We start from the raw sequence: 23566 nt of genomic DNA on the forward strand, positions 1-23566 counted from the left end.
GACCTTGGCAAGGTCGTGCTCTACCAACTGAGCTATTCCCGCAATGGCATCCCGTAGGGGGTTCGAACCCCTGTTACCGCCGTGAAAGGGCGGTGTCCTAGACCACTAGACGAACGGGACACACTGTCCGCAATTGGCTCAGCGCCAAATGCGGGGCGTATATTAGGGCTGACCGCCCTTGTACGTCAAGGGTTTTTTTAGGTTTTTTTCCTATAAAATCAACAGCTTCATTTTTCACCAGCGGATTCAGGAGCAGCCGTGAGCCCCACTGAAACCGGATTGCTGATACTCGCCGGGGTGCTGGCGCTGGCCGTCGCGGCCTATGTCGCACAGCAGATCGAGAACCAGCGGCAGGCGCGTCGACTGCAGCTGATGGCACTCAGGGAGAATATCAGACGCGCCAGCTACCTGCTGGAGAGCCTGCCGCCGCAGTTCCAGACCAGTGAGATCCGCCAGGTCATCGGCGCCACCATCAACAGTTTCTGGGATCGCCTGCTGAAGCTGGAAAACAAGGCCGAGAACCGTGCTCAGCAGGAAGCGTTCAAGCAGCAACTGGCACAGCCTTTGCCGGCGACGCCCTTCCCCGCCGGTTCGCTGACCCTGATGCCGGACCGCGACAGCGCCCGACGCGCCCGCGCGCAACTACGCGAACTCGGTCAGTTCATCAAACAGCAGCATGACAGGGGGGAACTGTCCGCTCAGGCGGCAAGCCTGACAATACGACAGGTGAAGAGCGGCTATCACCGCGTGACGGTGGATCTGTCGATCCTGGATGCTATCGAGATCGAAACGGGGCGCGGCCCCCAGGTCGCGGTGCATCAGTACCGCAACTGCCTCGGCAAACTGCGCTCGATCAAGGGCGGGCATACCGAACAGCAGATCGCCAACCTGCAAGCCCGCCTGGCAACTGTCGAAGCCCAGATCGAGCGCGCCGAGCGCGACGATCCGGCAGCCGGCGATCAGGACGATTCACCGGCGCCTTGACTCAGCGCTGAAGCCGGCAGTTCTCGCCGTCGAGACGCCACAGCTCCTTGTCGATATCCAGTTCCCTGCGCGCCTGGCGCAACTCTTCCTTGTAATGCTGCTTGAATTTGCGCCGCATCTTGCCTTCGAGGAAGCGTTTGATTTCGGCGTCGTCTTCCAGGATCAGACCCGGTACCGGCGCCGGCTTGCGGGTCTTCTCGTCGACCGCCACCATGGTGAAGTAGGAGGTATTGGTTTCCTTGACGATACCCTGGTGGAAATCCTCGGACACCACCTTGATGCCGATTTCCATCGACGACTTGCCGACGTAATTCACGGACGCGTACAGCGTCAGCAGTTCCCCGACCTCCACCGGGTTGAGAAAATCCACCGAGTCGATCGACGCCGTGACGCAGTAGCAGCGGGCATGGGTCGCCGCGCAGGTGTAGGCGATCTTGTCCATCAGCGAAAGAATCTGCCCACCGTGCACCTTGCCGCCAAAGTTCGCGTATGACGGCACCATCAGCTCCTTGAGCACTTGCTGTGAGGCCTTGACCGTTCTGAATTCATGCTCCGACATCTGCTGATCCTTGAAAGCACTGTTTGGGAAGTGCTTTACGATAACACAGCGCACGCACGAAAAAAGACGGCCCCGATGCCGGAGCCGAAAGGGCCGAGGTCGACTCAGAAGTTCTGTTTCAGCATCTTCTGGAACTGCCCCACGATGCCGCTGCGAAACGCCAGTACGCAGACCACGAAGATGGCGCCGAGGATGATGTGAATGTAGTTGCCGAGCTCGCCGCCCGAAAGATAGTTCTGGATGGTCACGATGGCGCCAGCGCCAACCAGCGGCCCCAGCAGCGTGCCCATACCGCCGACCAGCGTCATCAGCACCACTTCGCCGGACAGGTGCCAGTGCACGTCGTTGAGCGACGCCAGCTGAAACACCAGCGTCTTGGTGGAACCGGCGAGCCCCGCCAGCGCCGACGAGATCACGAAGGCCAGCCACTTGTAGTCGTTGACGTTGTAGCCCAGCGAGATAGCGCGCGGCTCGTTCTCGCGAATGGCCTTGAGCACCTGGCCGAACGGCGAGTGCACCGTGCGCCGGATCAGCCAGAAGCCGAAAACGAAGATCGCCAGCACGAAGTAGTACATCGCCAGATTGTTCGACAGGTCGATAAAGCCGAACAGCTCGCCGCGCGGCACGCCCTGCAGGCCATCCTCGCCGCCGGTAAACGGCGCCTGCAGATAGAAGAAGAATGCCAGCTGAGCCAGCGCCAGTGTCACCATGGCGAAGTAGATACCCTCGCGACGCACCGCGAGCTTGCCGTAAACGGCGCCGAGCAACCCGGCGGCCAGGGTTCCGGCAAGAATACCGAGCTCCGGGGTAAGCCCCGCGTTGATCATCAGGTATCCGGTGACATAGCCGCCGGTCCCGAGGAAGGCGGCGTGCCCGAAGGACAGGAGGCCCGCGAACCCCAGCAGCAGGTTGAAAGCACAGGCAAAGAGCGCGAAGCACAGCACCTTCATCAGGAACACCGGGTACAGTACCGCCGGGGCGGCCAGCGCCAGGATAAAGAGTGCCAGGTAAAGTTTTTTGTCGTTCATGGTCCCGTCTCCCGTCAGGCTTCCTTGCCGAAAAGACCGGCCGGCTTTAGCAGCAGCACGATCACCATCACCAGGAAGATCACCGTGGTGGACGCTTCCGGATAGAAATATTTGGTCAGCCCCTCGACGATGCCCATACCGAGCCCGGTCAGGATGGCGCCGCCGATCGAGCCCATGCCGCCGATGACGACAATGGCGAACACGACGATCAGCAGATTGGAGCCCATTTCCGGCGACACCGAGTAGACCGGCGCGGCCATAACGCCGGCAAAGCCCGCCAGCGCGACGCCGAAGCCGAAGGTCAGGGTCACCATCAGGGGTACGTTGATGCCGAAGGCCTGCATCAGCTGCGGATTCTCGGTGCCGGCGCGCAGGTAGGCGCCGAGGCGCGTTTTCTCGATCATCCACCAGGTCCCCCCGCAGACCACAGCCGAAGCCACTATGATCCAGGCGCGGTAGTCCGGCAGGTACATGAAGGGCAACCGGGTGCCGCCCTTGAGCTCGTCCGGAATCGCGTAGGGCATACCCGAGGAGCCAAACAGGTGGGTAAAGAGCCCCTGCAGCATCAGCGCGATGCCGAATGTCAGCAGCAGACTGTAAAGGTGATCCTCATGAGCGATGGGCCGCACCAGCACCCGCTCGAGCAGAATCCCGATGGCCCCCACCGCCAGCGGCACCAGGACCAGCGCCGCCCAGTAGTTGATCCCCAGATGATTCAGCGCCAGCCAGGCGCCGAAGGCGCCGAGCATGTACATCGCGCCCTGGGCGAAGTTGATGATCTTCAGGAGGCCGAAGATGATCGCCAGCCCCAGGCTCAGCAGCGCGTAGAAAGAACCGTTGATCAGCCCGACCAGCAGCTGACCGAACAGGCCGAACAGATTGATACCGAGAAAAGTCGCCATAGCACTCCCCAACAGACAGACACGCCGTACCGGCCCCGGCACCCACCGGGGCCCGGCTCACTTCATGACTTGGCGAAATTGCATTCCGGCAGCATCGGCTCGTAAACCTGATCGCCGGCGAGGACGTCCACCACCTTGAAGATATCGTCGCCGTCGCGGCGCTCATCCGGATTCTTGATCTTGACGGTATACATGTCGTGCACCATACGACCGTCGGCGCGCAGCGTGGCGTTGCGGGCGAAGAAATCGTCCGGCTTCATTTCCTTCATCTTTGCCATCACGGCGTCGGAGTCGTCGGTCCCGGCCGCCTCGACCGCTTTGAGGTAGTGCATCGTCATCGAGTAGGCGCCGGCATGGCCCATCGCCGGAATGGCGCCGTGGCGTTCCTTGAAGCGTGCGCTCCAGGCCCGGGTGGCGTCATCGTAATCCCAGTAGAAGCCGGTGGTCAGGGTCATGCCGCCGGCGGTCGACGGATCCATCGCCTGGGCGTTGGGCGTGAACACCAGCAGGCCCGCCACATCGGCGGTCTGGGTCAGGCCGAACTCGGCCGCGGTCTTAAGCGAGTTCACGGTATCCGCACCGGCGTTGGCCAGCGCCACCACGTCGGCGCCGGAAGCCTGCGCCTGCAGTACGTAGGACGAAAAGTCAGTGGTGCCGAGCGGTGCCCGCACCGCGCCGACCACTTCACCCTGATTCTGCTCGACCACGTCGGTGGCGACCTTCTCAAGCGCGTGGCCGAAGGCATAGTCGGCGGTGATGAAGAACCACTTCTTCTTGCCCGCCTGCACCATCGGCTTGACGGTGCCGTTGGCGACGGCGGTCACGTTGTAGGTCCAGTGGACGTTGTACGGCGAGCAGGAGGAGGTGGTAAAGGCATTGGACGCGGCGGTGGAGATCAGCGCGATCTTCTTGTTGTCGGTCAGCACCTTGGTGGCGGCGCCAACCACGGCGGAGGAAACCAGCCCGGCCACGGTGTCGACCTGCTCGCTTTCGATCCACTGACGGACCTTGGCCGAGCCCACGTCGGGCTTGAGCTGGTCATCGGCGCTGATCACCTCGATCGGTTTGCCGAGCACGCTGCCGCCGAAATCCTCCACCGCCATCTCGACCGCGGTGACGCAGCCCGGGCCGCAGATATCCGCATAGACGCCGCCCATATCGGCGAGCACGCCGATCTTGACCTTGTCGTCGCTTATCCCTTCGGCCTGCGCCGCGCCGGACAGTGCGGTGGCGGCAACGACGGCGGCGGTCATCAGGGACTTTTGCATTGCTTTCATGGTGTAACTCCGATTTGTTTTTGTTGTGTTGTTGGAGCGGCGTACCCAAACTTACGGGCACTTCCTCGCCGCGAAGTCTTTTGTGTGGGGGAGCGGCGTACCCTAAGGGCACTTCCCTCGCCGCGAATTACCCCAGTACCGGATTTTTTCGCCGCGAGGCGCGGCTCCCACATGAGACGCTAAACCCCCAGGTAGGTATTGAGCAGCTCGGTCTTGGCCTCGAGCTCGTTGGCCGCGACCTCCTCGACGATATGGCCGTGCTCCATCACGTAATGGCGGTCGGCGATCGGCGCGGCGAAGCGGAAGTTCTGCTCCACCAGCAGGATGGTGAGCCCGCGCTGCTTGAGCCTGACCAACACCTCGCCGAGCTTCTGCACGATGACCGGCGCCAGCCCTTCGGTGATTTCGTCGAGCAGCAGGATATTGGCGCCGGTACGCAGGATCCTGGCCAGCGCCAGCATCTGCTGCTCGCCGCCCGACAGCCGCGTGCCCTGGCTGTAACGGCGCTCATGGAGGTTCGGGAACATCTCGTAGAGCTCCTCGACGCTCATGCCGTCGGAACGGACCTGCGGCGGCAGCAGCAGGTTTTCCTCGACGTTGAGACTCGAGAAAATGCCCCGCTCTTCCGGGCAGTAGCCCAGGCCAAGGTGGGCGATGCGATGCGGCGGCAGACCGATCGTCTCGGTGCCGTTGACGACGATGCTGCCGCTGCGCCGTCCGACCATGTTCATGATGGCGCGCAGGGTGGTGGAGCGTCCCGAGCCGTTGCGCCCGAGCAGCGTGACGAGTTCGCCCTGCTGCACCCTAAGATCGATGCCGTGGAGTATGTGGGACTCGCCGTAAAAGGCGTGCAGGTCGCTGATGCGTATCTTTTCGCGATGGGACTTCCGGCCACCGGTGGCCACGCCCTGCTGGTCAAAATGGGGTTTGAGACTGGTCATGCGCGGGCCTCCGGGGCAAGGGCTTCAACACTGGCGGGACGACTCTGTGGCGCGGCCGGCTCGTCAGCGGCGACACCGAGATAGGCTTCACGCACCCGTGGATCGGCGGACACCGTGGCGTAATCGCCCTCGGTCAGCACCGCGCCGCGCTGCAGCACGGTAATCCGGTCCGCCAGCCGGGACACGACCTGGAGATTGTGCTCGACCATCAGGATGGTGCGCCCGGCCGACACCCGCTTGATCAGATCGGCCACCACCTCGACATCCTCGTGCCCCATGCCCTGAGTCGGCTCGTCGAGCAGCATCAGTTCCGGTTCCAGTGCCAGAGTGGTGGCGATTTCCAGTGCCCGTTTGCGCCCGTAGGGCAGATCCAGGGTGCGGGCCGAGGCGAAATCGGCGAGCCCGACGTCCGCCAGCAATTCCATCGCCCGGTCGTTGAGCCGGTCGAGCACCTTCACCGGCTTCCAGAAGTGGAAACTGTTGCCCTCGCGGCTCTGCAACGCCACGCGCACGTTTTCCAGCACGCTCAGATGCGGAAATACGGCGGAGATCTGAAAGGAACGGACAATGCCGGCCCGGGCGATGGCGGCGGGCTTCATCGCGGTGATATCACGGCCGTTATATAGCAGCGAGCCGTCGGTTGGGGTGAGATACTTGGTCAGCAGGTTGAAGACCGTCGTCTTGCCGGCACCGTTGGGACCGATCAGCGCGTGGATGGCGCCGCGCTCGATCTTCAGGTTGACGTCGTCCACGGCGGTGAAGCCCTTGAACGCCTTGACGAGGTTTCTCGTCTCGAGAATGAAGTCCTGGCTCATGCTGGTTCCCGGTGGGTTTATTGTTGTTCTCGGAACCAAGGTAAGGGACGACTGTTGCCCGACTTTGTCGCAAATCTAACGAATTGTAACGGGGCGAGGTTTTTTTACGCCGGTTGCGGTATAAAGAGGGCTACGGGATATCCCCTATAACAACAAAATCCGCTGCCGACCATGCTACCCGCCTCGAAACTCACGCGCCGCTTCTTCGCCGTGATCGCCATGATCATCGCGGCGATTTTCGTCGCCTTCTACAGCTACTCGGTGCCGCTGATCCAGCAGAAAGTGTTCGAGATCGAACGCAACAACAGCCGCATCACGCTGAACAACGTTTTCGAGCTTGCCAACCAGATGCACTTCAATGTCGAGGACTCGCGGGCAAGGGCGCTGGAATCCCACCGCCAGCGGCTGCAGGCGGTGGTCGAACTCACGGCGATGCACGTCGCCGAAAAGTTCCGCGAGGTCGAACTGGGCCGAATCGACGAAGCGCAGGCCAGGGCCGAACTGTTCGAGCGCCTGCGCAACTTCACCTACGGCGCCGACGACTATGTCTGGATCGCCGACTACGATGCCGTGCTGCTGTCCCACCCGGATCCTGCACTGCACGGCAGCGATTCGTCCGGCGTACGGGATCGCGACGGCAACGCCATCATTCCGCCTATCCTGGAACTCGCCATCCGCGAAGGCGAGGGCTTTTACCGCTACAAGTGGCATCGCCTGGGCGGCGGCGAGGCGATCGACAAGTTTTCCTACGTGCGCAACTACCCCGAGTGGGGCTTCGTGATCGGCTCCGGCGTTTACCTCGACGACGTCGACGCCGAGGTCCGGGCGCAGACGCAGAAAGCGCTGCAGCAGCTGCGCGAAGGTCTTTTGGAGCTGCGCATCGCCGAGACCGGCTACCTCTACATCTTCGACGGCGACGGCAACATGCTGGTGCACCCGAACCCGAACCTCGACGGCAGCAACTTCCTCGAGCTGCGCAATCCGGTGACGCAAGGCTCGATCGCACGCGAACTGATGGCGGTTGCAGATACCGGCGAGGAGCTGTTCTACAAGTGGGACAAGCCCGCAGACCCCGGCAACTACAGCTACGACAAGCTGTCGCTGGTGCGCTACCTGCCCGGCTTCGACTGGTATATCGGCTCCTCGGTGTACGTCGACGAGCTCAAGAGCAGCTCCACCATGCTCACCGACCGTATCCTGACCATGGCCACCCTGGCGCTGCTGGCGGCGATCGTGCTGACCTTTATTTTCGTGCACTGGATCACGCGCCCGGTCCGGCGCCTGTCGGAAACCGCCGAGCGGGTCAGCCACGGTGAACTCGATGCCAAGAGCGGCATCCGCCGCGACGACGAGCTAGGTGTACTGGCGCGCGCCTTCGACCGCATGGTGGAGCAGCTGCGCGGCAACATCCACACCCTGGATGCCAAGGTCCAGGCCCGCACCCGCGCGCTTGAGACCTCCAATGCCCGGCTGCTCGAGGCGGTCGATTCACTGCAGCTGACACAGCAGGAACTGCGTCTGCACGAGGAACGTCAGCGGCTGATTCTCGACGCCCTGCCCGCTCAGGTCGCCTACCTCGACGGCAACCTGCGCTACCTCTTCGTCAACCAGGGCTACGCCGACGCCTTCGGGCGCAGCAAGGAGGCCATCGTAGGGCGCCACCCCTCCGAGATTCTGGGCGAGCGGATGTACGCCGATATCAGTGACCAGATCCGGCGCACCCTCGGCGGCGAAAAGACCGTTTACGAGTACCGTTTTCAGCGCGACGGCCGGGAGATCATCACCAAGCGCATCCTGATTCCCTTCCACTCCTGCGGCGAGGCGGTCAATGGTCTGCTGAACCTGTCGCTGGACATCACCGCCGAGAAGGAAGCCGAACGCCGTCTCAGCGAGGCGCAACGCATGGGCGCCGTCGGGCAGCTCGCCGGCGGCCTGGCTCACGATTTCAACAACCTGCTGTCGATACTGCTCGGCAATCTGGTGGCGCTGCGCGACAACCCGGCCCTCGACGAGGCGCTGCTGCGCTACCTCAACCCGGCGATACGCGCCACCCGGCGCGGCGCCGATATCACCAGCCGGCTGCTGGCCTTCTCCCGACGCCAGCCGCTCAAGCCCTCCAGCGTCGACCCGCAGCAGCTGCTGACCGAGGTCGTCGAGTTGCTGGCAGGCCCGATGCCCAATGGCATCGACATCGAGTACCGCTGCGAGGACGGCGCGCCCCGCCCCTTCGTCGACGCCGGGCAGCTCGAGGATGCGCTGGTCAACCTGGCGCTCAACGCCCGCGACGCCATGCCGGATGGCGGTACCCTGAGCCTTGAAGCGACGGGGCGCCGTGTCACGAAAGCGCTCGACTACGACGAGCCGGTAGCGCCCGGGGACTATGTCGAGATCCGGGTCACCGACAGCGGCTGCGGCTTTTCGCCGGAAGCGGCGCAGCAGGCGTTCGAGCCGTTCTTTACCACCAAGACCGGCGGCGCGGGCTCGGGCCTCGGCCTCAGCATGGTCTATGGCTTCGTCAAGCAGTCCTGCGGCTATATCCGCATCGACAGCACGCCGGGACAGGGCTCGTCGGTGTCGCTGCTGCTGCCTGCCTCGACCGCAACGCAACTGCCAGACCGGACGCCCTCTCCCGCCGAATCACAAAGCGGCGACAAAGAACTGATGCTGCTGGTCGACGACGACCCGGACGTACGTGCGGTGGTTCGCGAACAGCTGGTCGAGCTGGGTTACAGCGTGATCGAGGCCGCGAGTCCTGACGAGGCCCTGCAGCTGATCGATGGCCTCGACAGCCTGTATGGCATGGTGTCGGACATCGTCATGCCGGGCCGGTACAACGGCTTCGACCTGGCGCGCAGGCTGCGTGAACGCAGCCCCGCGGCGCGTATCGTGCTGATCAGCGGCTACAGCTATGAACAGGCTGCGAACGATGACGATACCAGCGACTTTACTCTGCTGCGCAAGCCGTTCGAAAAGGAGGCGTTGCGGGCGGTGCTCTAGGTATCATCGAACGGTTCGCTCGCGGAGCGAGCTCCTACGTGAGCCAAGCACCATCCGTAGGGGCCCACTCTGTGGGCGAACCCTGGGGCGCAGAAGAACAACAAGAGGACGCGGTACGAAGTGAAACACAACCGATTGATCTACGTGATCGACGACGAAGCCGATATCTGCACGCTGGTCTGCGACGAGCTGCGCCGTTTCGGTTTCGAGACCCGCTCGTTCACCAACGGCAACCAGGCGGCGCGCGCCATCCGGGAACGTCTGCCTGACCTGTGCATCGTCGATCTCGGCCTGCCCGACATGGACGGTATGGAACTGGTACGCCAGATCTGCGCCCATCAGGGTATCGGCATCATGATACTGTCCGGACGGGACAGCACGCCTGATCGCGTGCTCGGCCTGGAACTCGGCGCCGACGATTACATCACCAAGCCGTTCGAGCCGCGGGAACTCGTGGCCCGGGCCAACAGCCTGCTGCGCCGGCTGTCGCCGGGCGATACCAGTGCCCCGGACACCCCGCGCCAGGCCTCCTTCGCCGGCTGGACCTTCAACCCCGCCACCCTGACGCTGACCCGCCAGGACGGCGAGCCCGAAGTGCTCAGCACCTCCGAAGCCCGGCTGCTGTCGAGCCTGCTGCGGGCACCGAAGCAGATCCTCTCACGCGAACAACTGCTGGGCGACCACGTCGACCCGTTCGACCGCAGCATCGACGTACGCATGTCCCGCATCCGCAAGAAGATCGAACAGAACCCGAAGAACCCCTGCATCATCAAGACGATCTACGGCGCCGGGTACATGCTCGCCGCCGACGTAAGCTGGAGCTGATCAAGGGTGACGGGTGACACCCAAAGGCCCCGCCCCCCAACCCTCCCGAAACCACGAACCGGAGGGTGGGGAGAGCGATGCATCGCAACGGCTTTCACGCCGGCACCGGTTTCAGGGCATCGCGAAACCCGCGATATCGATCGCAGTACAGATCGATTGCTGTCGGCCGGCAGTGCGCTTGGCAAAACTCACGTGAAACGGTGCGCTTCGCTGCGCTCAACTGCAGCCTGCGTGACGTACCGATTACCACTTACCGATTACCGGTTACTTTTTGTCCAGGCTTTTGGCACAATGGCCCGATGATCAAGCGTCCAAGTAAAGCCGAACAGCATCGCGAGCTGGAACGTCTGACCGCCGAATACCTCAACAAGGGCGGCACCATCACCCGTGTCGAACAGGGCGAGACCGGTCTGGTCAACGGCGCTTTCGGCAAACAGGCGTTCACGCTGAGCGAACCGAAACAGACCCGTACCGCCGTGCCCGAGGTACTGGCCGCTATCGACGCGCGCCGCAAGGCGAAGACGTCGCGCGCGCAGGCTTCGGCACAGGGTCGCCGACGCAGGCCGAAGAAGCAGGTGATCTACGACGATTTCGGCGAGCCGCTGCGCGTCGTCTGGATCGACAAGTAACGCCCTTTCCTTCAGTCCGACCCGGAGTCGCGATTGATACCGTAGCCGCGCAGGTCTTCCGGCTCTTCGCAGCCGTAACCGTGCACGCGCAATCCTTCTTCCAGATAGTCCGCCACCAGCGGCGTCGACAGCAGATACTCGGCGGTATGCGGCGAGCGCTCATCCAGCGCCGTCATCAGCGCTTCTTTCCAGTCATCGTCGCCGAAATCCCCGCGCCCGAGCCACATCAGAGCCACCAGCGTCACCTGCTGATCCAGTTCGAGTTCCGCGATCAGGTCCCGGGTGAACTGGTAGCTCAAATCGCCGCTGTGATCGGCCAGTACCTGCAGGCCCCAGTCGTCGGCCGGGCTGTCCGGTGTCTCCGGGATCACAACCTCTTCCTTGGCGTGGAATTCTCGTGCCAGTTGTATGATCTGGCACACGGTTTCCGGGTTGATGTTCAGCATGACAGGCCACCTCCCAAGCGGATGTGCACTGCCCAAAGTATAGGCATTACCGGGTGACGGGTGACGGGTGACGGGTGACGGGTGACGGGTGACGGGTGACGGGATACTGGAAGCTTCTTCGGGAGGTTATCAATCGTAGGATGGGTGGAGCGACGCCTCGGTACGGCGTATAAGACTCTGATGCGGCAAGGGCGTCGTGCAACCCATCTTGGGCGTCGGTTCGGCACTATGCAGGTCGCCAACTCATTGATGGGTTGCGCCGCGTCAGCCTCGCTGAAAGCGCTAAAAAGTGTGCCAATGCGGCCCCACCCATACTACCTTTGGCCCCTGGATTCAGGCTAATCTGCGAAGAACAAAAAAAACCAGCCGGCGGAATCCGTCCGGCTGGTATCGACTAAGGACAAGGGTCGGAGTAATGTCTGTTGGCGGGTGTCCGGGCGAGACGCCGCTACCACAAAAAAAAATCGGTTTAAAACTGCATTTCCGGTACGTGATCGGGCACGATCAGCTTGCCGGCGGTCTTGGAGACGATTTCCTCGACCGAAACACCCGGCGCGCGCTCGCGCAGGATGAAAGCGCCATCTTCGATCTCAAGCCACGCCAGATCGGTCAGTACCTTCTTGATGCAGCCGGCACCGGTCAGCGGCAGCGAGCAGCGCTCGAGCAATTTGGATTCGCCGTGCTTGGAGGCATGGGTCATGGTGACGATGATATTGTCCGCACCGGCCACCAGGTCCATGGCACCGCCCATACCCTTGATCAGCTTGCCCGGAATCATCCAGGAAGCGATATTGCCCTGCACGTCCACCTCGAAGGCGCCAAGCACGGTCAGGTCGACGTGGCCGCCGCGGATCATCGCGAAGGATTCGGCGGACGAGAAGATCGAGGCCCCGGCAATGGTGGTCACGGTCTGCTTGCCGGCATTGATCAGGTCGGCATCGATTTCGTCTTCGGTCGGGAAGGCGCCCATGCCCAGCAGGCCGTTTTCGGACTGCAGCATGACCTCCATGCCTTCGGGTACGTAGTTGGCCACCAGCGTCGGGATGCCGATACCGAGGTTGACGTAGAAACCGTCCTTGAGTTCGCGCGCTACGCGCATTGCAATCTGTTCGCGGGAAAGTGCCATGATTCTGCCTCTGTTCCGGTGCGAAAGCCCTCGGGCGTTCGCTGAATAGTTTTCAACCTGTGCGCTTAGACCGTACGTACGGTGCGCTGCTCGATGCGCTTTTCGAAGCTGCCGAGGATAAGACGGTCGACGTAGATACCCGGGGTGTGAATCTGGGTCGGATCCAGTTCGCCGGGCTCGACGATTTCCTCGACTTCGACCACGGTGATCTTGCCGGCGGTCGCCGCCATCGGGTTGAAGTTCTGGGCAGTGTGACGATAGATGACATTGCCGTAACGGTCGGCTTTCCAGCCCTTGACGATGGCAAAGTCACCGGTGATGGATTCTTCCAGAATGTAGGAGCGGCCGTTGAACTCGCGAACGTCCTTGCCTTCGGCAATCGGCGTGCCGAAGCCGGTGGCCGTGAAGAAGGCCGGGATGCCGGCACCGCCAGCGCGCATTTTTTCGGCCAGGGTACCCTGTGGGGTCAGCTCGACTTCCAGCTCGCCATCGAGCAGTTGCTTTTCGAACAGGGCGTTTTCACCAACGTAGGACGAAACCATCTTGCGGATCTGCTTGTCCTCCAGCAGGATACCGAGACCGAAGCCATCGACGCCGCAGTTGTTCGACACCACGGTCAGGTCCTTGACGCCCATGCGCTTGATCTGCGCGATCAGGTTTTCCGGAATACCACAAAGGCCGAAGCCTCCGGCGATTACCGTCATACCGTCTTCGAGGCCTGCCATCGCCTCTTCGTAACTGCTCACGACTTTGTCGAAACCAGACATCTCGCCACTCCTCGTTATTATCTTGAAACCCGTGTTGGAAAGTATGCACCAGAGGGATATATTTATTAAGTTTGTTTAATTTATAGATTAATTACTTATTTAAAAATATGACCGTCAAGCAGCTGCGCGCCTTTCTTGCCGTCGCCCGGACCCTGAGCTTTGCCGAAGCCAGCAACCTGATTCACCTGTCGCAGCCCGCGCTGAGCCTGGCAATCAAGAAGCTGGAGGAGTCCCTGGGCGGACGCCTGTTCACCCGCACCACCCGCACCATCGCGCTAACGCCCGAAGGCGAGGCATTGCTGCCGATCGCGCAGCGGCTGCTGGCTGAGTGGGACAATGCCGAGGAGCAGTTGCAGCAGCGTTTCGCGCTGCAGCTGGGCAAGATCGCCGTGGCGGCGATGCCCTCCTTCGCCGCCTCGCTGCTGCCGCTGGGCCTGCTGCGCTACCGGGAGCGCTACCCGCGCATCAATATCGAGGTGCACGACGTCATCAACGAGGCGGTGGTCGAGATGGTGCGGCAGAACCGCGTAGAGGTCGGCATCAACTTCGACCCGGGGGTCAGCGACGATCTGCAGTTCCGGCCGCTGTTCGACGACGAGTTCGTCGCGGTGCTGCCGCCGGGTCACCCCCTGTGCAATGCCGACCAGATCGAGTGGCGCAGCCTGCTGGCCGAGGATTTCATTACTCTGCAACGCCCCTCGAGCCTGCGCCTGATGCTCGAAAAGCAGCTGAACGAAGCAGGCCTGACGCCACGCATCGCTTTCGATGCCCATCAGCTCGCCACCGTCGGAAGAATGGTCGCGACAGGCCTTGGCGTCAGCGCGGTACCGGGCCTGTGTCGCCAGCAGATGCAGGAATCCGGCGCCTGCTGCGTACCGCTCGCCGCGCCCATCATTTCACGCAGCGTCGGCATCCTTACGCGCAGACGCCACGAGCTGTCCGTCGCCGCCCAGGCGATGGTCGAGGTACTGACGGAAACCTTCAGCCAGTGAACGCAATCGCCCAGGGGACTGCGTCCCTACGACGAGATGAACCTCGCAGGTGCTAGAAACTGTAGGAGCTCACTCCGTGAGCGAACCCTGCGATCGGGAAAATCGAAAAGGAAATGGTGCCGACAAGAGGATTCGAACCCTGTTTCAAAACTTTGGAGTCCCCTCTAGTCCCCAGAATTCGTGGGCTTCCCAGATTGCTGGCCGGACTGGAAGGGACCTTTAAGTACTCAATTTGGTCCCAAAATGGTCCCAAGCTGCTGGTCAGCCACGAACCGATTTTTAGTTCCCTGGATCATTTCGATTCGACGCGCCCTCTCCTGCTCCCATTTATCAATTGGGTCCTGCCTTGCCCAAGCCTCGAACAGTTGCCGCTGCTTTCTACCGATCTTCAAACCGTACTGATCGGCCATGTAGAAATAGGTTCGGGCAATGTCACCACGGTCATGCTCAGCAGGCTCTGCCACCCGAGCTTTGAAATCCACCTCGAAGTCACACTGACCGTAAGCCCGCGGCTCCCCCGCGATCATCCCATAGCGGTAGTTGGTGCGATCCCCGTTAAGCTCCCCAACCGCCGGGACTAGGTTGTAGAGATCGGCCTCCATTGCTCGGAATGTAGGATCCTTCTTGCAGGCCTTACGCCCTCCATCCTGCCAGCACTGCATCTGATGACCGAACTCCCAAGCTGGTACAACGTGCTCCCACTCGATCCGACCGGACCGGTTCGGCTGCTTCCGTGGCGCCAAACCACAACTCGAAGCATCAGGCGTAAGACGCGTCCGATTCTTCTTGCAGGGAGTGGGCGCCTCACTGTAGCTGCAGCCGCAGTAGAAGGTCACAGGGTTGTCTGCGTATATCTCGTTCTCCAGAATGCGCTTGGCCTGTGAGAATGAGGTGAGTGGCTCAGCAGAAACAACAGCGGGGATAACAGCGAAGACGAGGCAGGCTAGTCTGTTCAAGGCTCAGATCCTTTGATAATGCGTCGAGGCCGGTACTCATTACCACAGCAGGCTTCATGCACGATATCAACCCTGATCCAGACTTAGTCAGAATATCGGCAGTTTGGCCTAGTACCTATCTTGATAACCACCCAAGCAAACGACCAAAACAAGAATCAACAACACGGACAAGTAAAATGGCTTCGAAACTATTCCTAAAAACGCTCCTTATCTTCACCGTCCTGGTCGCCGGCTGCGCCAGCGGCCCCTTGATAGCAGACATCGGACATAAGTCCTACTGGATATAGCCACTCGCAGCAGATGGAATAACAACACAAGCAGCCGGCGGCAAGCCTACTGAAATATTAAATTAGATCATACGCCCTTCCTACTTTAGAAAAGCCAATAATACTAAAGATTTTAGAACGTTAAGCACCATCATTAGCTGTTTCAGGCGGGCCGAGAGAGTGAAAACTAATCAAGATAATTTTCATTATATTACCTATAATTTTCTTAAGGATAACTATCGTCTCAGGCTGATACAAGGAAGGCGCATGGAATCAACGTCGGTATCTGGTGAGCACAGCCAACTCGATCAAGCAGCTAGCCCCTCAGCCACAGGAGATACTAGTAGATGGCAGCAAAGGCTTCTGCCATTGATGACGAGGATGATAGTCGCCCTTACACTGTTCTTTTTTCTCGTAACGCTAGCACAACTCAGTTATCTATATTACGAACTGCGTCAAGCTCCATCCAGCATAGTGCCGAGTTTGGTGACTGAGCTTCTTGCCAAGAATAGCACGATAGATCCAGAACGTGATCCCGCTCAAAACCAATTAGCTTTAGCCGCTGTGCTTGAGAGTGAAACTGCTATACGCCGGTACCACTTGGCAAGCACAACTCTAATGGCACATCTGTGGATTCGCTATCTTGGTTTCATCACAGGTATGATTATGGCTGTACTCGGATCAGTGTTTATTCTTGGTAAATTGCGTGATTCTGAAGCTTCTAAACTGGGTGCTGAAACTAGTGCCCTAAAGGTATCGCTCACGAGTGCCTCTCCTGGCGCTCTACTCGCTGTACTTGGATCAGCCATGATGGTAACAACCATTATCGCCCAGCAAGAAACGAATGTTCGTGACTTATCCCTTTATCGTCCATTCGCAGCTGAATACAAACTTGTTTCCGAAGATAATAAAAGCCTTCCGAAGGTATTCGAAGAGAATTATAAAACACCAGCCCCGGTTACTGAAAAATGAACGCGTTCTACTTAAAGTACATTTACACGTTTATCCTGCTACTCGCGTACTCCTTCGATACTTCTGCCCAGCAGGCTATGACCAATGACGAATTATTTTCGGCAGCACAGAAACGTGGTAGAGTTGGCGACTGGGTTCAAGCCCATGGCTACCTCATGGCTTACTTTTACCGCAATCCCCCGGAGCTAAGCGACGAAACATTTCGCCGGGATATTCTCCAGGCCATTGGTGTAATGGAACAAAATGCTCGCGCTGTCGTGGTCGTATCTACAGGCACAGCCGGCACTGACTCAAGAGGAGATGATCCTACAGAGACCGCCCGCAATCGCACTCAATATCAGCCAGTTTCTATACCTAACCCGCCGCAGCCACCTCGATCCTATAGACTAAACTGCAGAGGCGGAGGTAACATGTCTGCAAATTACTATCCATCAGGCAGTGATCATCGACTTCAAATTCACTTTAACAAATCGCCTTATGCTTCGCGAAACCGCCCCCCAAAAAAAGGTGAATGCGCCTGGACCGAAAGGCCGCTAAATGAAAAAGAACCGTTTTGGATTGAGTGGATATTCTCCGCCGAAGAGTCCCGCATCAAGCGTATAAATTTTCGCAGCAGAGATCAAACAAACAACGACAAAACCATTCAGGCAAAAATTTTTGAGATCAATGGCACTCACCTTCAAAACTTGATGAACGCGGTAGCATCAGGAAGAGATTTCTCTGTAGATTGCTACAACAATCAAAAAGGCCGCCTAATAATAACCCGAGTTGTCAATACAAATAAAACCATCTATAAACCAGATGCTCCTATTGTAAAATAGACATACAAATAAATCATGACCCAATAAAAATTTTGAATTTCGAGCAAGCCCTATCGTGATACTAAACTTCACGTCTAGCTTGTGCTGCCTTACGGGGAGCGACGCAAGCAGACGCACCGCTAAACCACGCTGATCTAGCCCTGTACTTTCTATGGGGTAGTGACTTTGCCCAGGGCAGAAGACAACCTTAATTTACTGTACGTTATTAGTTGACCAGCACCCCCATCTCCCTGGCGGCCCTTCGCAATACTTCAATCACGTTCTGGTTTTCCCGCGCAAATAGAAACTGAAGGTTGTCTGAGCTTACGGTAGACTCAAGCGACCTCGAATCTCCTGTCCTTAGAGCCTCCTCGACCGCATCCTCGTGACGCAGTACTGCATGGTCAATATCTAGCCCGACATCCACACCAATTCCGTTCAAGTCAATTCCGCGGATGCTAAAGGAGTTGCGGCCCCTTCCCGGCCGCCGCCTGAACGTGATACCGAAATGCGTCACAAGGTCATCAATCAGCGATTGATCTCGCGAAACCTTCGTAAGAAAACGCCTTCGCCACAGGCTGAACAGGGCCCTACGTCCCCACTGGTTTATAGTACCCTTGAAACTTCCAGGGACCAGACTCTGCATTCGCCTAAGAACCGACAGGGCTGCATCTGCGGATGATCCAACGCCGCGAGGCAGAGCTTCATCCCAGTGACGCTTCAACCGTTGAATGGTCGCGTTAGCGACCGTAGGTTCCGTCGCGTCGCCCCAAACCGTTGCCAAAAGATCCCCTAGTTTGCTCCGCTGGTCAGGAGTGATATCGATTCGGCTAAGCGGTGGGCTTACGGTTGGAACGAAGGGGCCATGACGCATCTCGTCAAACATCTGATCAAACCACTCCAGTTCATCGTCGTCAACGACCTCTTCTACCGATCTCTCTGTATGAGACGCACCACTATCGCTGTGCCGCTCGGCTCGCGGAGAGATGCCGCGTTCTTGGTCACTGGGTCTCCCAGTGGATCGGTCAGGGCGGGACAAACCTCTCGATTCTGCAAGACTTCCACGTTCGCTTCTTCCTATGGTGCTTGAAGTACCTGACCGTGGAGTCCGCACCATATGGCTTGAACTTTGAGTCGCGCCAGGGAGGTCTGGCAGGCCTGGAATATCTAGTCGACTAATCAAGCTGGAACGGTAGGATCTGATTCCCTCTGCGATCGCTGGAGGTATTAGTAGTAGGGACAGCAAACCGATGGCAACCAGCTCAGTTACATCCTCCTGTTTGGCCGCCACTTCGAGCGTATGGTCCAGTATGCTGTGCCTGTTGGCCAGAGCCCGTCTCTCGTTCTCAGCCACAAGCGAGGTTATCTCGACTACGGATGCCGCAACATCCAGCGCGACCGCCCCAGCTTCCAATGCGGCAACAACTACCGGGGTACTAATCCCCAGCGTTACCAGCTCAATAGCAAGCGACGCAAGAAACGCTGTGGCAACGATTTTATCAGACAAAGTCCAGCCAACAATTGGTCCAATCAACTCCTGACACAACTCGTGCAACTTAGCATCAGATCCAACTTTAGATCCGTCATCTCGGGTCTGGACGTCTGGAAATAACGTCTCTACAGCACTATCGAGCAACGGACGGAGGGTCCCCCAGTCTCTATCTGCAAAGCTCAGCTCAAACTGTCTCTCGCCGCGGAGAAGGAATTGCTCTATCTCTCTGATCAAGTCCCGGACTTGAGGATTTCTCTGGCTCTTGGGCTGGCGCAGCATCAAGTAGATGACAGCAGGTGATCGAAACTTTGGAATCAACATGATTATGTCGTGGCCGCCGACCTTCGGGTCTAGGACGCACTCTTTTATGTATTGATGGTCCTCACTACCGCCAAACATGTAGCTAGCAAACCGACGATCATTATTGCTTACGCTACCCCACTCTTGCCAAGCGTCAGGCAGGTCTAATCCGCCTTCGTGTCCTATAGAAGACGCCTCGCTAGTGCTGGGTGCTTGAGGCATTCCCGCGTCCAGAGAGTCGACAAATGGTACCCCTCCAGGTAACGTGTTTCGTCTCGGCTCACGAGGAACATCTAAGGGCAATTGCTGCCAAAAAGGTAGCTCGTCGGCCAGTGCAGGGAAGGGAGAGCGCGTTGTGTAAACCAACCAGACAGCTAGTTTGCGCGAGAAATCAGTGAGTATCGGCGCCTCGTCTGCGCGTTCGCCAGAGGCCGGATGCAGATACCTATTCCAGATGTTCCGTCTAATGCTGCGCATCCTCTGGAGTGCGCCATCACCAAGCTCTACCGCTGACTGCTCCAATACGTGCCGGAGCAGCAATCGGTCACTCTGATACTGATCAAATACAAGTTCTTGGGCACGGGCTTGGTCCGGTTCCTCAATCGCGTAAACCTCGCGGAGAGAGGCCAGTGCATCTTCGTGGCGCCGAGCGAAGTCCGGACGCCCCGAAACCCTTCTAGTTGGCGACAACGAGCCTACTGCGGGGTACGCCCTGCGAAGCCTATCAAACGCCTCTTCAACAGCGGCAACGTTTGCCATAATCGAGTAAGCAGTCAGGAGCCATCGCCAGGGACGTCGTCATGGCTTCCTGGATCATCCGTTAACCCGTCCAGCGCGGCTAAGCCTGCTGCGTTCGAAGCCGCCGCGACAACAGTAACCTTCTCCACATCAGGATCCCCTAATAGGTCAGAGTCCACTCTGGCCTGATACCGGCGGTTTTCAATCAGCTTCTTCTCCATGTCCGCAGCTGCGGACAGGACGTCCAAGTATCTATGGAGGGACTTGAATGGCTCAATTGAGGTAGCCGGATCAACCGCCCTAGAAAGCAGCACATTGTTCGTTTCCAATAGAAAGCGCCTTGTATGTGCCTTTCTTACCAGATAATCCGGCAACCGTTCTCTCACCAGGTTCCGAACACTCTCATCCAGTTCCTCCCAGCTGGAAGGAGGCATCTCGAGCCGCCCTATGGCTCGCCTTACGGCGGGAAAGTATTCGTCGAACTCCGACAGTACCTCAGGAGAATAGAACTCTGCCTCTTGGTCTGAAGACATCGAACTCTGTGAAAACCGAATCGAACGAACCTCAGGATCTTCGAGACGAGGGTGCACGAAAACCTCTACCCTGAACCGATCCCCTGCGCTCAACAGCGAGCCTTCCGCGACGCTCAAAACTACCCGAAGACCATGGAAGCGTACAGTCGCCCCAACGCCATCGATAGGAATCGAAGAAAGCGTGTCGTAGTAGACGTCAGTGGAAGCGACGCCCGATGAATCTACGTCCACCGATAGTGTGTCTAACATGCTGATATTGCAGACGAGACCGCCACTCCCATCAGAGGCCACCTCAAGAATATATTCGCCAGCCCCAAGACGGTTGGGCGAAACGGTGACCACGACTGACACCGTCGGATCCGCGGATGAGATAACCCTCCCCACCGCCGTGTGGTCCGTGTAGGGCAACCGAAGGTAGCCGACCGCATCGTCAATTTCCGGGTAGCGACCATTTTGTTTTAGGTAGTAAACAGCATAGTTCCCCGCAAAGCCGATAGGACCTGCAGGGTTGATCAGGTCGGAGAGCTTCGCTAAACCTCCGACGGAAGGCGCCCAAACGCCCACGTACACACCCTCAGCGCTAGGCCTGCCGATGAACGACCATTGACTTGCGACAGAGATTTTAGAGAAACGCAGAAGCCTCTGCTGAGGGTCCTCTGCCGACCATATTGCTCGACAGTAGTGGAGAATATTGTCAAAAATGTGCCGTCGAAGTCTCCTGCGACAACGAAGATATTGGTTACGAGCAGTTCGGCGAGCGCGAGCCCTTTCCACTTCGCGTTCATACGCGTTCTGAGGAGTCGCATATACGTCCGGCGGACTTCCAGGCACTGAAGCATGTGACGGGATACCGGTCGAAATTGTCTCCATCAAAGCGTTGATCTGTCCATCAACGCCATCCGTACCTTCATCCGAGTCAGAGTAGTATCCAATCAAGGTCTCCAGATCACCTCGGAATGACTCGTCAAGGAGTGACCGTGATAGAATCCAGTCATACGTACGTATCCACTGATCATCGATCTCCGCTGGGGTTGGCACCCGCTCTGCTACAAACACGCAAGCGTTAGCCTCTGCAAGCTCCGTCCAGATTTCGTACTGGCGCTGCAATCTGCTGAAGATATACGTAACCGCAATCTCGTCGTTTGGATTGCTGATCTCGGATTCACGACTAGACTCCCGTGTCTCCTCAACTTCGGTAGAGACGACAATCTTCGTGTCCTGGCGCATCTTCGAAGCAGTCTTCGACATGGCCTCATTTAAAGTTGACTTAGCTTCCTTGGATGACGACGCAGACTCTTCTCCGACTCCCGCCGAAAGGCTAGCAGACCCAAAGCCAAAGGACGCCGAGGCAGAAGCCTCGACGTTCCAGTTGAAGCTATTCGATGCCTCGCTTACTACCTCTGAGGAGTCTTTCGTAGCCGTTGACGACTCGGATAGTGTTTCGACGGAAGTGGCCAACTCGGTCTGATGTGAGACCTTACTCCGCCTCGTCGCTTTGACAGTTACCTTCTCGCTTTGCCTAGGTCCAAGAGGAACAGTTCTTAGTATCTCTCCCTCTTGGTAACCAAGTGGAGTCCAATGCTGTCGGTACACCAACTGAAGGCCTAGGTTCACGGTCCCAGGTGCGTAAGGAATGAAGGGATAAGAGGAAGGAATCTCAGGCTCCCGCATGCCATCGGTAGCGGTGACGGTAGGCTCACTTCGCCTTTCGCGCTCCGTTAATAACGTTTCCCGAAATATAGGTAACCGAGAACTCCAGAAAACAGGTCGACACATCTCATCGATCACGGACATGTGCATAACATCGCTTGACGACAGTCTGCCCACCCGAGTTAGAGCTATCTCATCGTCAATCTCACTGATCAGCTCTGGGTTCGAGGAGCGCCGACGATACTCAGCCACCAGGTAATCTGATATTAACTGATCGACCACCGGCCAGTACCATCTCGGACGCCGCAATTCGTTCCATAACGCGATCAACCCATCTGATGTGGCAATCAAACCGGGTGAGATTCCCAATCGAACGACCAAGCCTGCTAATTGTCTCTCACTGTAACCTTTGCTTAAGCGCAACGAGATACCGCTTGTAGACTCATATACGTAGTCTGGTAGAGGTATGCCAAGCAGGGCTAACTCAATAACATCCAAGAAACCCTCTACCGTATCGTCATCCTCAGGTGTTGAGCCCGCTAGTACCTCCCCTATCGCCCCCGTATGCTCAAAACCAAACTCAGTGCCACCGAACGAGACTTCGAACTCACTCGGAGAGGAGTCGATTCCTGTACGCTCGATTAGACCCGGCCCCAAATCGACATAATGTCCTGTGACGGGCGCCAGAAAACGGTATTGGGAAAAATCGTGAACCGCAGTCGCCGAAATTTTGGCCCTGTTAATGCCCAACGCATCGTCTTCTGGAGCAAACTCCTGAATAAGTCGGCGCAATTTATCTTGTAGCTCACGATCCTCAAGAATGCCGGCCATACTGAACTTCCTCCTGGCTCAAGAGCGAAGCGATGCGATCAAAGAGTTGACCACTGCCAACGCTGATTCTCGTTCCTCTATGCTCAACACGTCGCCTTGAACATAACGAGCTAGGTAAGGCTGGAGTGCGCGAGCATGCCTCGCTATCAGCGAAGCTTTGAATGACGGGACAGTCTCTTCCACGAGGTCATTCTGAGGTATATCCTCTGCGGACCTTCTCAGGAAGGTTGACTGGGGTGGAGTCGATGGAAGCGGGATCCCGGGAAAGCGCGCCGAAACTTCCGGTCGCCATGGTGCAGCCCTGTCAAGCAGCTCAGTGAGGTTAATTTGGGGGGGGAGGGATCTGAGGTCACCACGCGCCCATAGAATGCGCATCTTCCTTTTTCTCTTCAATAACAAAGCCCCCACGTGCTCCAAGTGGTCTGTTCCCCGCCGGTCAGGCAAAGGCCATAGAACCAGTGAGTTTGCTGAGCTAAGCCTATCGAGGGCTGCAGCTGAAGGTGGAAAGAATGGTCCAGTTATCGATCCAACGACGGGCAAGCCGCAAGATCGAAGTCGTTCCGTTGCCCAGACTCCCTCCGTGAGTACCACCGTAGAATCATTTGGTGTTAACTCCTCAGCTCCGAACAACGGCAATAGAGCCAACGGCAAGTCCCATCTCCTCCCGCCGTCGACTTCGAGATAAACCTCACGGAGACGTATTCCTTCGAGTTCGCGAATTACTCGCATAAGCCGGGCCC

The 23566-nt window shown here is 58.4% G+C and carries 19 protein-coding genes and 2 tRNA genes (1 of these 21 only partly in view); 7 read left to right on the forward strand and 14 right to left on the reverse strand.

What is annotated here, in order from left to right; genetic code table 11:
• A tRNA-Gly gene (locus IEX85_RS07790) sits at window positions 1-34 on the reverse strand (it extends 48 nt beyond the left edge of the window).
• A gap of 10 nt (window positions 35-44) precedes the next feature.
• Window positions 45-120: transfer RNA gene (locus tag IEX85_RS07795), tRNA-Glu, on the reverse strand.
• A gap of 138 nt (window positions 121-258) precedes the next feature.
• On the opposite strand from IEX85_RS07795, the gene IEX85_RS07800 reads away from it, so the two are divergent.
• On the forward strand, window positions 259-984 hold the full coding sequence (locus tag IEX85_RS07800; RefSeq protein WP_188860015.1) for a hypothetical protein: 726 nt from the start codon (window positions 259-261) through the stop codon (window positions 982-984).
• A 1-nt stretch (window position 985) separates the two neighbouring features.
• Here IEX85_RS07800 and IEX85_RS07805 read toward each other — a convergent pair whose 3' ends face one another.
• The 6 genes from IEX85_RS07805 to IEX85_RS07830 form a co-directional block, all read right to left on the reverse strand.
• A complete protein-coding gene (locus IEX85_RS07805) occupies window positions 986-1543 on the reverse strand; it encodes an acyl-CoA thioesterase (RefSeq protein ID WP_188860016.1) in 558 nt (185 codons plus the stop codon).
• A 104-nt stretch (window positions 1544-1647) separates the two neighbouring features.
• Window positions 1648-2571: a branched-chain amino acid ABC transporter permease gene (locus tag IEX85_RS07810; protein WP_188860017.1), complete on the reverse strand. Its 924-nt coding sequence runs from the start codon at window positions 2569-2571 to the stop codon at window positions 1648-1650.
• A gap of 14 nt (window positions 2572-2585) precedes the next feature.
• Window positions 2586-3473, reverse strand: a complete 888-nt coding sequence (locus tag IEX85_RS07815) for a branched-chain amino acid ABC transporter permease (protein ID WP_188860018.1) — start codon at window positions 3471-3473, stop codon at window positions 2586-2588.
• A 62-nt stretch (window positions 3474-3535) separates the two neighbouring features.
• Window positions 3536-4750, reverse strand: a complete 1215-nt coding sequence (locus tag IEX85_RS07820) for an ABC transporter substrate-binding protein (protein ID WP_188860019.1) — start codon at window positions 4748-4750, stop codon at window positions 3536-3538.
• 179 nt (window positions 4751-4929) lie between these two features.
• Window positions 4930-5691 (reverse strand): ABC transporter ATP-binding protein, encoded by a 762-nt coding sequence (locus tag IEX85_RS07825; RefSeq protein ID WP_229721831.1) that lies wholly within the window; start codon window positions 5689-5691, stop codon window positions 4930-4932.
• Entirely contained in the window at window positions 5688-6506 is an 819-nt protein-coding gene (locus IEX85_RS07830; RefSeq protein ID WP_188860020.1) for an ABC transporter ATP-binding protein, read from the reverse strand. Before IEX85_RS07830 ends, IEX85_RS07825 begins: the two co-directional genes overlap by 4 nt.
• A gap of 171 nt (window positions 6507-6677) precedes the next feature.
• Between IEX85_RS07830 and IEX85_RS07835 the strand changes: the two genes are divergently transcribed.
• The 3 genes from IEX85_RS07835 to IEX85_RS07845 all read left to right on the forward strand — a co-directional run bounded on the left by IEX85_RS07835 (window position 6678) and on the right by IEX85_RS07845 (window position 10957).
• Entirely contained in the window at window positions 6678-9503 is a 2826-nt protein-coding gene (locus IEX85_RS07835) for a cache domain-containing protein (RefSeq protein ID WP_188860021.1), read from the forward strand.
• A 120-nt stretch (window positions 9504-9623) separates the two neighbouring features.
• Window positions 9624-10328 (forward strand): response regulator transcription factor, encoded by a 705-nt coding sequence (locus IEX85_RS07840; RefSeq protein ID WP_188860022.1) that lies wholly within the window; start codon window positions 9624-9626, stop codon window positions 10326-10328.
• A 299-nt stretch (window positions 10329-10627) separates the two neighbouring features.
• Window positions 10628-10957: a hypothetical protein gene (locus tag IEX85_RS07845; RefSeq protein ID WP_188860023.1), complete on the forward strand. Its 330-nt coding sequence runs from the start codon at window positions 10628-10630 to the stop codon at window positions 10955-10957.
• Window positions 10958-10968: 11 nt separating this feature from the next.
• Here the strand turns inward: IEX85_RS07845 and IEX85_RS07850 are convergent, their stop codons facing one another.
• The 3 genes from IEX85_RS07850 to IEX85_RS07860 form a co-directional block, all read right to left on the reverse strand.
• A complete protein-coding gene (locus IEX85_RS07850; RefSeq protein ID WP_188860024.1) occupies window positions 10969-11403 on the reverse strand; it encodes a DUF3775 domain-containing protein in 435 nt (144 codons plus the stop codon).
• 469 nt (window positions 11404-11872) lie between these two features.
• The gene (locus IEX85_RS07855) at window positions 11873-12529 is read right to left on the reverse strand and encodes a CoA transferase subunit B (protein WP_188860025.1); all 657 of its coding nucleotides are present in this window, start codon (window positions 12527-12529) and stop codon (window positions 11873-11875) included.
• Window positions 12530-12594: 65 nt separating this feature from the next.
• Complete coding sequence (locus IEX85_RS07860) at window positions 12595-13296, reverse strand: CoA transferase subunit A (RefSeq protein ID WP_188860026.1); 702 nt, start codon at window positions 13294-13296, stop codon at window positions 12595-12597.
• Between the two features lie 107 nt (window positions 13297-13403).
• Here IEX85_RS07860 and IEX85_RS07865 point away from each other — a divergent pair, with 107 nt between their 5' ends.
• Window positions 13404-14288 (forward strand): LysR family transcriptional regulator, encoded by an 885-nt coding sequence (locus tag IEX85_RS07865; RefSeq protein ID WP_188860027.1) that lies wholly within the window; start codon window positions 13404-13406, stop codon window positions 14286-14288.
• A 227-nt stretch (window positions 14289-14515) separates the two neighbouring features.
• Here IEX85_RS07865 and IEX85_RS07870 read toward each other — a convergent pair whose 3' ends face one another.
• Window positions 14516-15244, reverse strand: coding sequence for an endonuclease (locus IEX85_RS07870; RefSeq protein ID WP_188860028.1), 729 nt, complete (start codon window positions 15242-15244; stop codon window positions 14516-14518).
• A gap of 533 nt (window positions 15245-15777) precedes the next feature.
• Between IEX85_RS07870 and IEX85_RS07875 the strand changes: the two genes are divergently transcribed.
• The gene (locus tag IEX85_RS07875; protein WP_188860029.1) at window positions 15778-16482 is read left to right on the forward strand and encodes a hypothetical protein; all 705 of its coding nucleotides are present in this window, start codon (window positions 15778-15780) and stop codon (window positions 16480-16482) included.
• Window positions 16479-17303 (forward strand): hypothetical protein, encoded by an 825-nt coding sequence (locus IEX85_RS07880; RefSeq protein ID WP_188860030.1) that lies wholly within the window; start codon window positions 16479-16481, stop codon window positions 17301-17303. The genes IEX85_RS07875 and IEX85_RS07880 overlap by 4 nt, the downstream gene beginning before the upstream one ends.
• 205 nt (window positions 17304-17508) lie before the next feature.
• Here IEX85_RS07880 and IEX85_RS07885 read toward each other — a convergent pair whose 3' ends face one another.
• Both IEX85_RS07885 and IEX85_RS07890 read right to left on the reverse strand, forming a co-directional pair.
• Complete coding sequence (locus IEX85_RS07885; protein ID WP_188860031.1) at window positions 17509-19095, reverse strand: hypothetical protein; 1587 nt, start codon at window positions 19093-19095, stop codon at window positions 17509-17511.
• Window positions 19096-19847: 752 nt separating this feature from the next.
• Window positions 19848-22826: a hypothetical protein gene (locus tag IEX85_RS07890; RefSeq protein WP_188860032.1), complete on the reverse strand. Its 2979-nt coding sequence runs from the start codon at window positions 22824-22826 to the stop codon at window positions 19848-19850.
• Window positions 22827-23566 lie beyond the last annotated feature (740 nt).

The organism is Marinobacterium nitratireducens (assembly GCF_014645375.1).
Lineage (GTDB): Bacteria > Pseudomonadota > Gammaproteobacteria > Pseudomonadales > Balneatricaceae > Marinobacterium_A > Marinobacterium_A nitratireducens.

Bases quoted from the DNA above. Each gene is read 5' to 3' on its own strand.
- IEX85_RS07805 (WP_188860016.1), bottom strand. From the start codon at position 1,543: ATGTCGGAGCATGAATTCAGAACGGTCAAGGCCTCACAGCAAGTGCTC.
- IEX85_RS07845 (WP_188860023.1), top strand. From the start codon at position 10,628: ATGATCAAGCGTCCAAGTAAAGCCGAACAGCATCGCGAGCTGGAACGT.
- IEX85_RS07835 (WP_188860021.1), top strand. From the start codon at position 6,678: ATGCTACCCGCCTCGAAACTCACGCGCCGCTTCTTCGCCGTGATCGCC.
- IEX85_RS07875 (WP_188860029.1), top strand. From the start codon at position 15,778: ATGGAATCAACGTCGGTATCTGGTGAGCACAGCCAACTCGATCAAGCA.
- IEX85_RS07885 (WP_188860031.1), bottom strand. From the start codon at position 19,095: ATGTTGATTCCAAAGTTTCGATCACCTGCTGTCATCTACTTGATGCTG.
- IEX85_RS07830 (WP_188860020.1), bottom strand. From the start codon at position 6,506: ATGAGCCAGGACTTCATTCTCGAGACGAGAAACCTCGTCAAGGCGTTC.
- IEX85_RS07850 (WP_188860024.1), bottom strand. From the start codon at position 11,403: ATGCTGAACATCAACCCGGAAACCGTGTGCCAGATCATACAACTGGCA.
- IEX85_RS07810 (WP_188860017.1), bottom strand. From the start codon at position 2,571: ATGAACGACAAAAAACTTTACCTGGCACTCTTTATCCTGGCGCTGGCC.
- IEX85_RS07860 (WP_188860026.1), bottom strand. From the start codon at position 13,296: ATGTCTGGTTTCGACAAAGTCGTGAGCAGTTACGAAGAGGCGATGGCA.
- IEX85_RS07855 (WP_188860025.1), bottom strand. From the start codon at position 12,529: ATGGCACTTTCCCGCGAACAGATTGCAATGCGCGTAGCGCGCGAACTC.
- IEX85_RS07890 (WP_188860032.1), bottom strand. From the start codon at position 22,826: ATGGCCGGCATTCTTGAGGATCGTGAGCTACAAGATAAATTGCGCCGA.
- IEX85_RS07865 (WP_188860027.1), top strand. From the start codon at position 13,404: ATGACCGTCAAGCAGCTGCGCGCCTTTCTTGCCGTCGCCCGGACCCTG.
- IEX85_RS07820 (WP_188860019.1), bottom strand. From the start codon at position 4,750: ATGAAAGCAATGCAAAAGTCCCTGATGACCGCCGCCGTCGTTGCCGCC.
- IEX85_RS07825 (WP_229721831.1), bottom strand. From the start codon at position 5,691: ATGACCAGTCTCAAACCCCATTTTGACCAGCAGGGCGTGGCCACCGGT.
- IEX85_RS07815 (WP_188860018.1), bottom strand. From the start codon at position 3,473: ATGGCGACTTTTCTCGGTATCAATCTGTTCGGCCTGTTCGGTCAGCTG.
- IEX85_RS07880 (WP_188860030.1), top strand. From the start codon at position 16,479: ATGAACGCGTTCTACTTAAAGTACATTTACACGTTTATCCTGCTACTC.